The 12,869-nt window shown below is 63.1% G+C and carries 10 protein-coding genes; 4 read left to right on the top strand and 6 right to left on the bottom strand.

Going from position 1 to position 12,869, the window contains the following annotated elements:
- Position 1: 1 nt before the first annotated feature.
- From AB6N07_RS01560 to AB6N07_RS01535, 6 genes are all read right to left on the bottom strand, one after another.
- The gene (locus AB6N07_RS01560; RefSeq protein WP_370676075.1) at positions 2–880 is read right to left on the bottom strand and encodes a carbohydrate ABC transporter permease; all 879 of its coding nucleotides are present in this window, start codon (positions 878–880) and stop codon (positions 2–4) included.
- On the bottom strand, positions 873–1,808 hold the full coding sequence (locus AB6N07_RS01555) for a carbohydrate ABC transporter permease (protein ID WP_370676074.1): 936 nt from the start codon (positions 1,806–1,808) through the stop codon (positions 873–875). Before AB6N07_RS01555 ends, AB6N07_RS01560 begins: the two co-directional genes overlap by 8 nt.
- A 159-nt stretch (positions 1,809–1,967) precedes the next feature.
- Entirely contained in the window at positions 1,968–3,257 is a 1,290-nt protein-coding gene (locus AB6N07_RS01550) for a sugar ABC transporter substrate-binding protein (protein ID WP_370676073.1), read from the bottom strand.
- A gap of 37 nt (positions 3,258–3,294) precedes the next feature.
- On the bottom strand, positions 3,295–4,293 hold the full coding sequence (locus AB6N07_RS01545) for a LacI family DNA-binding transcriptional regulator (RefSeq protein ID WP_370676072.1): 999 nt from the start codon (positions 4,291–4,293) through the stop codon (positions 3,295–3,297).
- 167 nt (positions 4,294–4,460) lie between these two features.
- Positions 4,461–5,405: an ROK family protein gene (locus tag AB6N07_RS01540; RefSeq protein ID WP_370676071.1), complete on the bottom strand. Its 945-nt coding sequence runs from the start codon at positions 5,403–5,405 to the stop codon at positions 4,461–4,463.
- A 29-nt stretch (positions 5,406–5,434) separates the two neighbouring features.
- The gene (locus tag AB6N07_RS01535; protein WP_370676070.1) at positions 5,435–6,433 is read right to left on the bottom strand and encodes an ABC transporter ATP-binding protein; all 999 of its coding nucleotides are present in this window, start codon (positions 6,431–6,433) and stop codon (positions 5,435–5,437) included.
- Positions 6,434–6,553: 120 nt separating this feature from the next.
- Between AB6N07_RS01535 and AB6N07_RS01530 the strand changes: the two genes are divergently transcribed.
- From AB6N07_RS01530 to AB6N07_RS01515, 4 genes are all read left to right on the top strand, one after another.
- A complete protein-coding gene (locus AB6N07_RS01530) occupies positions 6,554–7,849 on the top strand; it encodes an extracellular solute-binding protein (RefSeq protein WP_370676069.1) in 1,296 nt (431 codons plus the stop codon).
- Positions 7,850–8,081: 232 nt separating this feature from the next.
- Positions 8,082–8,924 carry a carbohydrate ABC transporter permease gene (locus tag AB6N07_RS01525; RefSeq protein WP_370678170.1) on the top strand — a complete coding sequence of 281 codons (843 nt, stop codon included), beginning with the start codon at positions 8,082–8,084 and terminating at the stop codon, positions 8,922–8,924.
- Positions 8,921–9,763 (top strand): carbohydrate ABC transporter permease, encoded by an 843-nt coding sequence (locus tag AB6N07_RS01520; protein ID WP_370676068.1) that lies wholly within the window; start codon positions 8,921–8,923, stop codon positions 9,761–9,763. Before AB6N07_RS01525 ends, AB6N07_RS01520 begins: the two co-directional genes overlap by 4 nt.
- A 45-nt stretch (positions 9,764–9,808) precedes the next feature.
- Entirely contained in the window at positions 9,809–12,829 is a 3,021-nt protein-coding gene (locus AB6N07_RS01515) for an alpha-mannosidase (RefSeq protein WP_370676067.1), read from the top strand.
- Positions 12,830–12,869: the final 40 nt, after the last annotated feature.

The following is a 12,869-nucleotide window of genomic DNA, read 5'->3' as shown; positions in this document are numbered from 1 at the left end:
GTCAACCTTTCACCGCCGAGCCGACAAAGGAGCTGATGAACCAGCGTTGGAAGGCGAGATAGAAAATCAGGATCGGGATCATCATCAGCACCGAGGCGGCCATGGCCCGGTCCCAGAAGATGCTGTCCTGACCGAAGAAAGTGGCGATCGCCACCGAGATCGGCCGGGCATAGTCGGTCTGGGTGATCAGGATCGGCCAGAGATATTGGTTCCAGGCCTCGATACCCATCAGGATGGAGACGGTGGCGAGCGCCGGCAGGCTGAGTGGCATGAAGATCGACCACCAGGTGCGGAAGATCGATGCGCCGTCGATGGAAGCGGCCTCGTAGAGCTCTTTCGGCAACTGCGCAAAGAACTGGTAGAACAGGAAGGTGTAAAGGGGGCTCGCCACGAAGGGCAGGATCTGGGCGGTGAAGGTATCGGAGAGTCCGGCACGCGACACGATGATCAGGAGCGGCATGATGATGCTCTCCTGCGGGATCACATAGAGCGCGATGATCAGCGACAGGATCAGCGCCCGCCCCGGCAGGCTGCCCCAGGCGAGGATGAAACCGGCCATCGAGTTGATGATCAGGCCGAAACTGACCGTCGAGAACAGGATCAACAGCGAATTGCCGAGATAGCGGCCGAAGGCCAGTTCGCCGGCGAAGTTGCCGACCTCGCGGAAGTTATTGAGGGTGGGATTGTCCACCCAGAAGGCCCGGAACGAGCCCATGTCCGCGAGGATCTGAAAGCGATCGTCCTTCAGCGAGGCGATGAACAGCATGAACAGCGGCGAGATGATTACCAGCGCGATGACGAACACCGAGATCGACTGGACGACGCGGTAGCCATTCAGCGAGGTCGTCGGCTTGCGGGGGGAAAGGGCGAGATCAGACATCGAAGCGCCTCATGAGCCTGCGCTGGATGAGCGCGATGACCAGGACGATCAGGAAAAGGATCACCGACACCGCGGAGGCATAGCCAAGCTTCTGCTCCTCAAAGCCGGCGCGCACCATGTAGTGGACGACGGTCTCGGTCGACGATTTCGGCCCACCCTGTGTCAGGATCGCCACCTGCGTGTAGAGCTTGAAGGCCTGGATGGTGGTGATGACCAGCACGAAGACATGAGTTGGTCTGAGGCCAGGCATGGTGACATGCCAGAAGCGGCCCCAAGGACCAGCGCCGTCGATGCGGGCCGCGTCGTAAAGCTCGTCGGCAATGCCCTGCATGCCGGCGAGGTAGATAATCATCTGGAAGCCGTAGGCCTGCCAGGCCGACAGCAACACGATCGAGAACATCGCCCAGTTCGGATCGCCCAGCCAGTCGATCGGCTGGATGTATCCGCCCGATAGCGACACCACGATCTGGTTGAGGGGGCCGGTCGGATACTGGAACAGCGTGCCCCAGATGACGCAGACCACTACCATCGATGTGATGGCCGGCAGGAAGAACATGCCGCGGAAGACGTTCCGGAACGGTATTTTCTGGTTCAGGATCAATGCCGTGACAAAGGCTAGCCCGCACTGCGCTGGCAGGATCCAGATTGTGAAGCGCGTCACATTCCAGAGCGATGTCCAGAACAGGTCATCGCTGAGGATGCGCATGAAATTGTTGAGGCCGACGAAGCGCACCGGCGTCGGCCGGGGCACCAAAGGCTGGTTGGTCATCGCCGTCCAGAACGATAGGAGAAAGGGCGTGATCAGGAAGGCGGTCATCAGCAGGACCGCCGGTGCCAGCATGCCGATTTCCTGCAGGAAACGTGACCAGCCGATACGGGCAATGACGGAACGACGTCGCCGCTTGGGAACGGTTGTGAGTGCGGACATGGGCCCCTCGCCGGGCAATGGAGGGCGGAAGGGGCGCGCACCCGAAGGGAGGGCGGGCGCGCGCCGACAGGCCGTGCCGGCAAACGCGGGGGAGCGTTGTCAGCATTCCGGCCGGAGGCTTCTCATTTCCGGGGAAACGGGAAACCTAACGGGAAGACATCAGTTGCCGCCGAACGGCGGATAGCCGTCGTTGTCGGCAATGTCCTCGTCGATCTTCTGAGCGGCGGCCGTCAGTGTCTTCTTGGTGTCCTCGCCGTTGAAGATCTGGTCGACGGCCTGCATGAAGGCGGAGGTGATGGTCGGGTAAGCCGGATGCGGCGGGCGTGGCACGGCAACCTTCGACGCCTGCTCGAAGGCGACGGCCATAGGCCCGCCCTCGGCATAAAGCGGCGACTGAGCGGCAAAGCTCTTCAGGCCCGGGTAGGCGCTCTGGCTCACCGCGAAATCTCGGTACTCCTTGTCCTTCAGCAGGAAGCTCAGGAACTTGCCGGCGATATCGGGGTGCTCGGACTGGCTGGTGATTGCCCAGATCCAGGTGCCGTCGGGGCTGACGCTCTTGTCGCCGAACTTCGGCAGCGGCATCACCACGACGTCGTCCTTCATCTTGGCGGCGGCCTCGGCGTAGAACCAGTGGCCGCCCCAGGCAAGCGCAGCCGGCTCTCCCTCCGCGTAAAACTGGTTGGTGCCCGACGACATCGGCACGACCCAGCCGTTCTTCACCCACGTCTGCATCATGGTGAGGGCGTCGACGCATGCTTGGCTGTCCAGCGTGCCCTCGGCCTTCCAGGTCTTGCGGTCGATCAGGTCGCAGCCGAAGGAATTGAGGATCGGCTGGTAGGCATAGGTCACCCATTCGGTCTTGATGCCGTAGCCGCGGAAGGTATCGATCGGCCACTTGACGCCGTCCACCTTGGCCAGTTTGCCGAGATAGTCCTCGAACTCGGCGCGCGTCCAGGCATCATCCACCGACTTCGGAATGCGGGCACCGATCTTCTCAAGGTACTTCTTGTTGCCGTAGAGCACCACCGAGCTGTCGGTCAGGCCGATGGCATAGAGCTCCTTGTCGATCGGGTAGGTACCTTGCGCGATGTTGGACGCCGTCATGTCGTCCAAAAGATCCTGATCGACATAGCTCTTGAGCGGCTTGAGGTAGCCCGACCAGACGTAGTTGGCGAGGAAGGGCGCATCGAGCTCCATGATATCAGGCAGTTGCTTGGACATCACCGCCGACGAGAATTTCTCGTTATAGGCGTCGTGCGGCGCATAGATCAGCTCGATGTCGACATCCGGATTGGCTGCCTCGAAGCGTTCGGCGACCTTGCCATAGAGCGCCACCCAACCTGGATCGCCCTGATGCATCATGCGCACGACGGTCTTGGCGTCGGCGGCGGAGGCGACCACCACCAGCGCGGTAGTGGCGACAAGAGCCCTAAGTAAACGATTACCCATTTTGAAAATCTCCTCCACTCGTTGGTTCCTCACCAGCTCAGACGGAAGCTCGCTCCACGAGCTGGAATGGGAGCAGTTTCAGCCCCCTCTCCGGCGGTTCAGCCGCCTGAAGTATCTCCGCCGCCATTCGGCCCATTGCCCGGTGAGGCAGGGCCATGGTGGTGAGCGGCGGGTCGAGTCGCGTGGCAATATCGATCTGGTTGTCGAAGCCCGCCACTGCGACGTCGTCTGGAATGCCGGCGCCAACCTTGCGGAGCGCCGCATAGACCTCCATGGCAACGCGATCGTTGCCACAGAGGATGGCATCCGGCCGGTTGGGACCGGCCATCAGATCGGTAACGTGTTGGACCACAAGGCTGCGAGCCCGGTCGGCATAGAGGGCGCGTTTTACCGCCGGCAGCACGGCAACCGGTTCAAGCCCAGCCTCGTCGAGCGCGGTACGAAAGCCGCGTTCGCGCAACTCGCCGGCCAGAAGACCCGGCAGGTTGATGAAGGCAATCCTGCGCCGGCCGGCGTCGATCAAATGGCTGGCGATGGTGTGTCCGGCCGTCTCCTCGTCGGGCACCAGTGACGTCACCCGCCCGGCGGAATCGCGGCAGTTGATCATCACCCCGATGCGGTCGATGAGTTCCGCAGGAAGGGTAACTTCCTTGTGGTACATCGCCGCGTAACCGATGGCGCGCGGCCGAAAGCGACTGACGTCGTCGTAGACCTTGGCGATATCGCGGTCGCCGCCGATGGTGGTGAAGAACACCGAGAGGTCGGCCTTGCGGGCGGAATTGTCGAGGCCGCGGATGATTTCGGTGGCAAATGGCGAGGTGAGCAATTCGTCGCCGATGATGGCGATCAGCGGCATCCAACCTTGCCGCATGCTGCGGGCGGCGAAATTGGTAACATAGCCGAGCTCTTCTGCGATCTTGCGGATCCGGTCGCGGGTCTCGTCGGCCATGCGCGCCGAGCCGCCATGCAGCGCACCGGAGACGGTCTTGACCGACACCTTGGCGATGCTGGCGATATCGTGCAGCGAAACGGTCACGAGCAGTTCCCCTCCCAGGGCCGGACGCTTTCCGAAAGACGGCTTCCTCGACCGCTTTAGCTTGCGTCCGTGAGTTATCGATTACCCAGTGCCATTGCTGCGAATTCTTGTCAAGACATTAATGCTGTGTCTTGGAAGGTGTGCGCGTCGCACGATTTCAGCGTCGCTCACTCTTTCCAGAGGAAGGCAGCGCCCCGGACGCCGGAGCTGTCACCGTGTTTGGCCTTGCGGATCGGCGTCGCCACGGAGTCGGAGAACACCAGCCGACCATCGCCCGATCCGGCCGCTTCGCCGTCCCAAAGATTGGTCCGCGTCGACAGGTGCTTCGGCACATCGTCATAGAGTTCATCGACATTGCTCATGCCACCGCCCAGCACGAAGACGTCGGGGTCGACGAGGTCGATGATCAGCGCCAGCGACCGGGCGAGGCGATCGACGTAGCGGCCGTAGACCGCCGAGGCCACCGGATCGCCGGATCGCTTGAGGTCGATCACCTCCGACGCCTTGCGGGAAACGCCGGTCGTCGTCCGGTAGTCGAGCTCGAAGCCAGTGCCCGAGCAGAACATCTCCAGGCAGCCATGCCGGCCACACCAGCACTTGGGGCCGGGATACTCACCCTCTTTCGGCCAGGGCAGCGAATAATGGCCGATCTCGCCGGCGAGGCCCTGGAAGCCGGCGTGGCTCTTGCCCTTGAGCGCGATACCGCCGCCATGGCCGGTGCCGAGGATGATGCCGACCACCACGTCGAGACCGGCGCCGGCGCCATCGACCGCCTCGGAAACGGCGAGGCAGTTGCCGTCGTTGGCGAGCCGGACCGGCCGACCGAGGGCAGCCTCAAGGTCGCGGCCGAGCGGCTTGCCGTTCAGCCAGAAGGCGTTGGAGTTGCGGATGAGGCCGGTCAGCGGGTTGGGGCTGCCGGGCAGGCCAATGCCGACACTGCCGCTCTCGCCGGTCGCCGTCTCGACATGGTCCACCAGTTCCAGGACCGCCCGGATCGAGGCGTCATAGTCCTCGCGCGGCGTCGGTATGCGATGGCAGCAGAGTTCGACGCCTAGGGCATCGAGCCCCACCACTTCCATCTTCGTGCCGCCCCAGTCGATCCCGATATACATCCTGCCGTCTCCTCGTCGGTCCGGTGAGTTCAGAGGGCTTTGCCGTCGGCGCCGAAGCGATGCAAGTGTCCCTGGGCCGGCGTCAATACGACGTCGTCGCCCGCTGCGACCGGCATGTCGCCGACGGTACGGGCGGTGAGACGGCCGGTCTCCGCGACCTCGACATGGACGAAAGTATCACTGCCGAGATGCTCGGCGGAGATCACCCGACCGTGCCAGCCGTCGCCGTCGCGGCTGACGGCAAGATGCTCCGGACGGACGCCGATGGTGTCGGCGCCAACCTTTCGGGCGAGATCGCCGGTGATGAGATTCATCTGTGGCGAGCCGATGAAGCCGGCGACGAACAGGTTGGCCGGCGAGCGGTAGAGGTCCAGTGGTGCGCCGACCTGCTCAAGGCGGCCGGCGTTGAGCACGGCGATCTTGTCGGCCATGGTCATGGCCTCGGTCTGGTCGTGCGTCACGTAAATGGTCGTCGTGCCAAGCCGTTGCTGCAGCTCGCGGATCTCGGCGCGCATCTGCACCCGCAGCTTGGCGTCGAGGTTGGAGAGCGGCTCGTCGAACAGGAAAACCTTGGGATCGCGAACGATGGCCCGCCCCATGGCGACGCGCTGGCGTTGGCCGCCGGATAGTGCCACCGGCTTGCGGGCAAGCTGGCGTGTGAGATCGAGAATGGCGGCTGCCTTGCCGACGCGATCTTCGATCTCGACTTTGGAGCGCCCGGACAGCTTCAGGGCAAAGCCCATGTTGGCGGCCACATTCATATGCGGATAGAGCGCATAATTCTGGAACACCATAGCGATGTCCCGATCCTTCGGGGCGAGGTCGTTGACGATCCTGCCGTCGATGTAGATATCGCCACCATTAATGGTCTCAAGGCCGGCGATAGACCGCAACAGCGTCGATTTGCCGCAGCCGGAAGGGCCGACAAGGGCGACGAACTCACCGTCGGCGATGTCGATGGAAATGCCGTGCAGCACGTCGAGCGCGCCATAGGCCTTGCGCAGATTCTTGATTTCGACGGTGGCCATACGAACCTCCCAGACACCGGCTTGACAACAAAACAAAGTGATTTAATCTAATTGGCGTTGGTTTGGGAAGCCGAATTTTTTGCAACAAACGGCTTCCGCTTATCCTGGGAGGAGAAAGCGATGAAGAAATCCCTGCTGGCGGCGCTTGCCGCCGCGACGGCGCTCGGCTGTCTGCCTGTCGCCGCTGAGAGCCTGATCACCAGCGATCGCGTCGGCCCGTCAGACGCGCCGAAGAAGATGGTGTTCCGGATGACCGGCGACGGTCCGTCCAGCACCGACCCGACTTGGGCGGCTGGCTATACCAAGCTTTATACCGATTTCATCAACAACCATCCTGGCTGGCAGCTTGAGCTGCAGATGATGACCGGCGACATCAGCCAGGAACAGGCTCGCATGCTGGAGCAGGCCAAGGCTGGCCATGCCCCTGACTGCGCCGCCATCGACAGCTTCGTGCTGCCGCTGTTCAAGCAGGCCGGCGTGCTGAAGTCGCTGTCGCCCTATTTCAAGAAGGAAGAGATCGACCAGCTCTTCCCATTCGTTCGTGACGGTATTACCGCCAAGGACGGCCAGATCTATGCATGGTGGTGGTCGACCGATTTGCGTGTGCTCTATCGCAACAAGGAGATCGTCCCGACCGCACCGGAAACCTGGGCTGACGCCAAGGAAGCCGCGCTCGCGTCGGTGAAGGCCGGCATGGAAGGCATGCTGTTCAACGGCAGTCGCTACGAGGGCACGGCCTTCGACTGGTTGGGCAATTTCTGGGGTCAGGGCGGCAAGCTGGTTGACGACGCCGGCAAGCCGATCTTCGCCGACGCTGCCAATCGCGACAAGTTCATCAAGGCCGTCAACTACTACCGCGATCTCGTCGAATCCGGCGCTGCCCCCAAGCGCGTCGCCACCATCGGCAACTACGACGACTTCAATGCCGCCGCCGCCGCCGGCACCACGGCGATGTTCGTCGGTGGCAACTGGCAGTATCGCCAGCTGCAGAACTCGATGGAGCCTGAAGAGTTCGCCAAGTGGACCTTCTCGATGCTGCCCGGCATCACCGCCGATCAGCGGTCGACCGGCACCGGCGGTTGGACGGTTGCCGCCTTCTCCGCGGAGCCGGAAAAGGTCGAGATGTGCGCCGCGCTCGCCCGCGAGGTCTACATGGGCCCGGCCAACGCCCTGCAGGAGCAGTTGCCCACCCGCGCTGACCTCTACGACAAGTATGACGTCTTCAAGAGCGAGGCCAACCAGACCTTCGCCAAGGCGCTGAAAGTCGGTCAGGCTCGCCCGGGCGTGCTGGTCTATCCGGAGATCTCCAACCAGATCCAGATCATGATGGGCAAGGTGCTGACCGGCGCCGCGACCACTGATGCCGCTGTCGACGAGGCCTTCAAGGCCACGCTGGACGCCTACGGCCGGCTCTGAAATCTATCCGCCCGTCGTTCCTCCCGACGGGCGGCTTCCGGCAGGATCTTGGCTCCGATAAACCATGCGGAGTCGTCCCGCCGCGGGCGGCCGCCCGATGTGGCGGCCGCTTTCGCTTCGCTGAACCACTGATACCGAGGTGCCCATGTCTGCACGCGCCGTGACGTCGAAACTGCCCTTTTTCGGGGCGGCAGGCCGGCACAACCGCGTTCCGTCCCCCTATCCCTGGCTGATGCCGGTGATCCTGGTGATGGGGCTGTTCTATCTCTATCCGGTGGTTGACGTTTTCCGTTACGCCTTTACCGACCTGACGCTGTTGGGTGGCGAGGGCCATTACACGCTCTCGACCTTCGCCAATGTTCTGACGCGGCCCGAGCTGCTGCAGATCCTCTGGGTGACTTTCATCTTCACCGCCGGTTCGGTGATCGGCCAACAGGTAATCGGCCTTGCCATGGCACTGGTCGTGGTCCGCTCCGAGAAGCGGCACCTGTTCGGTACCACCATTTTGCGGACCACGGCGCTGATCGCCTGGGTGGTGCCGGGCATTGCCGGCGGCATCATCTGGAAGATGCTGTTCAACGAGGCGCCCTTTGGTGGCCTCAACTCGCTGCTGCGCCTCACGGGCATGGCGCCGGTTCAATGGCTGTCGGATCCCGACGTCGTCATGTGGTCGGTGGTGCTGTCCAACATCTGGCGCGGTACGGCCTTTTCGATGGTCGTGATGTACGCGGCTCTGAAGGCGATCGACCCCTCGCTTTACGAGGCGGCCGAGGTCGATGGCGCCAGTGCGCGACAGAAGCTGTTCTTCGTGACGTTGCCGCAGCTCCGCCCGGCGATCCTGGTCAATATGATCCTCGTCACCATCCAGACGCTCAACACCTTCGATGCCATCATCTCGCTGACCGGCGGCGGTCCCGGTCGGGCCACCGAGGTGTTGTCGCTCTACACCTTCAACGTGGTGTTCAGGAACTATGACCTCGCGGCCGGCAGCGTGCTGTCGATCCTGATGCTGGCCATCAGCCTGGGGCTGGCACTCATCTACGCGGCCTTCCTGCCGAAGGAAGAAAAGGCATGAAACTCAGCACCCGCGATCGTCTCGGCGACATCCTCAGCTACGCCTTCATGGCGCTGATGTTCGTCTTCTTCTCATGGCCGTTGATCTGGCTTCTGTCCATGGCGCTGCGCACCCGCAAGGAGGTGTTCCTTGGCGTTGCCCGGCTGATCCCCAAATACCCGACGCTCGACAATTTCGTGGCGGTGCTGACCTCCAGCCAGTTCCCGGTCTACCTGATCAATGCGTTGAAGCTGTCCTGCCTGTCCGCCGTCGGCTGCCTGATCATCGCCGCGCCGGCCTCCTATGCTTTCTCCCGCTTCGAGTTCAAGGGCAAGGGTGCTTGGATGCTCGGCATTCTCGCCTTTCAAATGATATCGCCGCTAGTCATCATGGTGCCGCTCTATCGTTACATGAGCCGGCTTGGCCTGATCGACAGCCACTTCGGCACCGTCATGGTCTACATCGCCCTCGGCGTGCCCATGGTTACCTGGCTGCTGAAGGGATTCATGGACGGCATCCCCAAGAGCCTCGACGAGGCGGCGCTGATCGATGGCTGCAACCGGCTTTCGGTGTTCATCCGCATCATCCTGCCGCTGTCGACGCCGGGCGTCGCCTCGGCCTTCATCATCACCGTGATCGCCGGCTGGTCGCAATTCCTGGTGCCCTTCCTTCTGATCACCAAGGATTCGCTGGTTCCCATTGGCGTCGGCATTTTCCAATACGCCGGCACGCAGAACGACAGTTCGATCCAGATCCTCGCCGCCGCCTGCCTGATCTCGGTGGTGCCGGCCATCGTCGCCTTCCTTGCCCTGCAGCGGCTCATCCTGAGCGCCATGACGGCCGGCGCCGTCAAGGGTTAGGCGCACTAGATTCGCCCCGTTCCCAATTTGAATCGGATGTTTCCCATGTCCCTGACTCTTGCCCAACGTCTCGATCGCCTCAAGGTACGTGTCGCCGAGTTGGAATTCTGGAAGGTACGCGAGACGGCGCCGCTTTCCGCCATCGCCTTCGAGGGCACGACCATTGAAATTGGTGCTCCCTGGCCGCGTAAGGACGGTGTCGTCCGCTTCGCGCTCGAAGGACATGTTCCTGCTGGCTGGCCGCTTGCCGAGACTTCCCTCAGCCTCGATCTCGGCGGTGAAAGCCTGATCGCCATTGCCTGCGATGGCGGTGAGCCGGTTTCCTACGGTCTCGATCCCTACCACCAGAGCTTCCCCCTCACTGGCCGCGCCTTCACGGTCACGACCGAAACCGTCGCCCGTCTGCCGTTCGGCGAACCGGTGCGGCGGCCGCACGTCAACCGTGCCGAGCTCCGGCTGTCCGAGCCGTCCGTCGAGGCGCTGTGGCTGCTGGTCACCCAGGTCATCGAGGCGGTGAGTGTGCTCGAGGGCCACGATGTGGTGCCGCATCTAATCGCCGCTGCCGAAGACACGTTGCGCGGTCTCGACTGGCCATCCTCAACGGCTGACTATGTTGCCCGTACCGCCGTGAGCGAGAGCCAGCAGAAGATCTGGCAGTTGCCAGAACTGACCGAGGCGCCCGCCGCCCTCAACCAGGCCGAACGGGCAACGATCGAAGCGGCCTATGATGCACTGATCGCCCGCCTGGAAGCCTTGCAGCAGCGCTTCCCGCCGGAAGGCGAGATTGGCCTGACCGGCCACGCCCACATCGATCTTGCCTGGCTGTGGCCCTATGGCGAGACGCGCCGCAAAACACGCCGCACCTTCTCGACGGTCGTGTCGCTGATGGAAGATTCGAAGGATTTCCGCTTCAACCAGTCGACGGCTCATTATTACGCCCAGGTGGCCGAGGACGACCCGGCGCTGTTCGAGAAGATCGCCGCGCGGGTCCGGTCCGGCGAATGGGAAACGCTCGGCGGCAGCTGGGTGGAACCCGACACCAACATGCCCACCGGCGAGAGTCTGACGCGCCAATATCTCTATGGCCAGCGCTTCTTCCAGAAGACCTTCGGCATCCGTCATGACATCTGTTGGCAACCGGATTGCTTCGGCTTTACCGGTGCCCTGCCACAGCTCTTGAAGCAGGCGGGTATTCGCAGCTTTTTCACCATCAAAGTCAATTGGTCGGAGACCAACCACATCCCGTCCGACCTGTTCTGGTGGGAAGGTCTCGACGGCAGCCGCGTGCTGGCTCATACCTTCGACAATCCCATGCAGGGCTATAACGGCTTCGTCCGTCCGGATTGCCATGTGCCGACTTGGCGGAATTTCCGCGAGAAGGCGCTTCATCCGGAAACGCTGCTCTGCGTTGGCTACGGCGATGGCGGTGGCGGACCGACGCCGGAAATGGTGACGCGCGAGAAGCAGCTACGCGTCTTCCCGACGCTACCCAAGGCTCGATGGACGCGCGTCAAGGATTTCTTCGAGCGCGCCCATCAGTCGGCAAAGGACAAGAAGCTGTCAGTCTGGCAGGGCGAGATCTATCTCGAGCTGCATCGCGGCACGCTGACCAGCCAGAGCGTCGTCAAGCGCCTGCACCGCAAGGCCGAGCGCGCGCTGATTACCGCCGAGACGGCCGCCTCGCTGGCCCATCTCCTCGGCGCGCCGAAACCCGAAAGCCTGGAACCTGCCTGGCGGACCGTGCTGAAGAACGAGTTCCACGACATCCTGCCGGGTTCGTCGATCCATGAGGTTTACGAGGACGCCGCTGAGGAACTGGGGGGCGTGATCGATACCGGCTTCAAGGCGCAGGCGGCCGCGCTCGATGCCATCGCCGGGGTATTGCCTAAGGCAGCCGGTGAGCGTCTGCTCGTCGTTAATCCATCGCTCGATGTTCGGCCAATCCATCTGACGCTGGCAAATGGCGCCGTCATCTCTTTGGCGGAGACGCTACCGCCGCTCGCAGCGGCCGTCATCGACACCGGCGATTTGAAGCCGGCCGGCACGCTGTCGGTCAGCCGGACGCATCTCGAAAACGATGTGCTGCGCGTGACGCTTGCCGCCGACGGCTCCATCGCCTCGATCCTGCATAAGCCGACCGGCCGCGAAGCGCTCGACGGCTACGGCAACCGGCTGATGGCCTACCCGGTCGACAAGCCGCGCAACTGGGACGCCTGGGACATCGAGGGCGACTATGCGGAGCGCGGCGAGGAGATCACCGGTCTCGAAAGCCTGGAGGTGGTCGAAGAAGGGGTGCACCGCGTCGCCATCAAGCTGGTTCGCCGCTTCCGCTCGTCGACCATTACGCAAGTGCTGAGCCTTGCCGCCGGTGCCCGCCGTCTCGACATCAACACCACGCTCGACTGGCATGACCGCCGCGTCTTCTTGAGGACGCTCACCGCCGTAAACGCCCGAACCCGCAACGCCACGGCCGAATGCGCGTACGGCGTGGTCACCCGCCCGACCCACACCAACACCTCCTGGGACGCGGCGATGTTCGAGGCGGCAGCTCATCGCTTCCTCGATCTGTCCGAGCCGGACTTCGGCGTCGCTCTGCTCAATGACGCCAAGTACGGGCATAGCGTCCACGAGAACGTCCTGGGTCTCAGCCTGCTACGCTCGCCGGTCTATCCCGACCCGTTGGCCGACGAAGGAGAGCAGACCTTCACCTATGCCCTGGTGCCGCACGCCGGTCCCTGGCACGACGGTGGCGTCCGCGAGGAAGCCGACGATCTCAACCAGCCGCTGCTCGTTCGGTCGGTGAGCGGACTTGCGGCCGGCGTCTTCCAGCCAGTCGTCGCCGAGGGCATTCCGGCGGCGCTGTCGGTCCTCAAGCCAGCCGAGGAGGGCGATGGCCTGATCCTGCGCGTTTGGGAACCAGCCGGCCGGCGCGGCGATTTCGGACTGTCGCTGAAGGATGGCTGGACCATCGACCAGCCCGTCACCATTCTCGAGGAACCGATGGATGTGCCGGCACGCGGTCTGACGCCCTTCGAGGTGAAAAGCTGGCGGCTTTGCAAGGCGTGAGGCCCCGAGCTAATCTCTTGCCATCCGCCGGTCTTCCGGC

Source organism: Pleomorphomonas sp. PLEO (assembly GCF_041320595.1).
GTDB lineage: Bacteria > Pseudomonadota > Alphaproteobacteria > Rhizobiales > Pleomorphomonadaceae > Pleomorphomonas.
The sequence above is the reverse complement of the archived record's forward strand: the minus strand, read 5'-3'. Positions and strand labels throughout refer to the sequence as shown.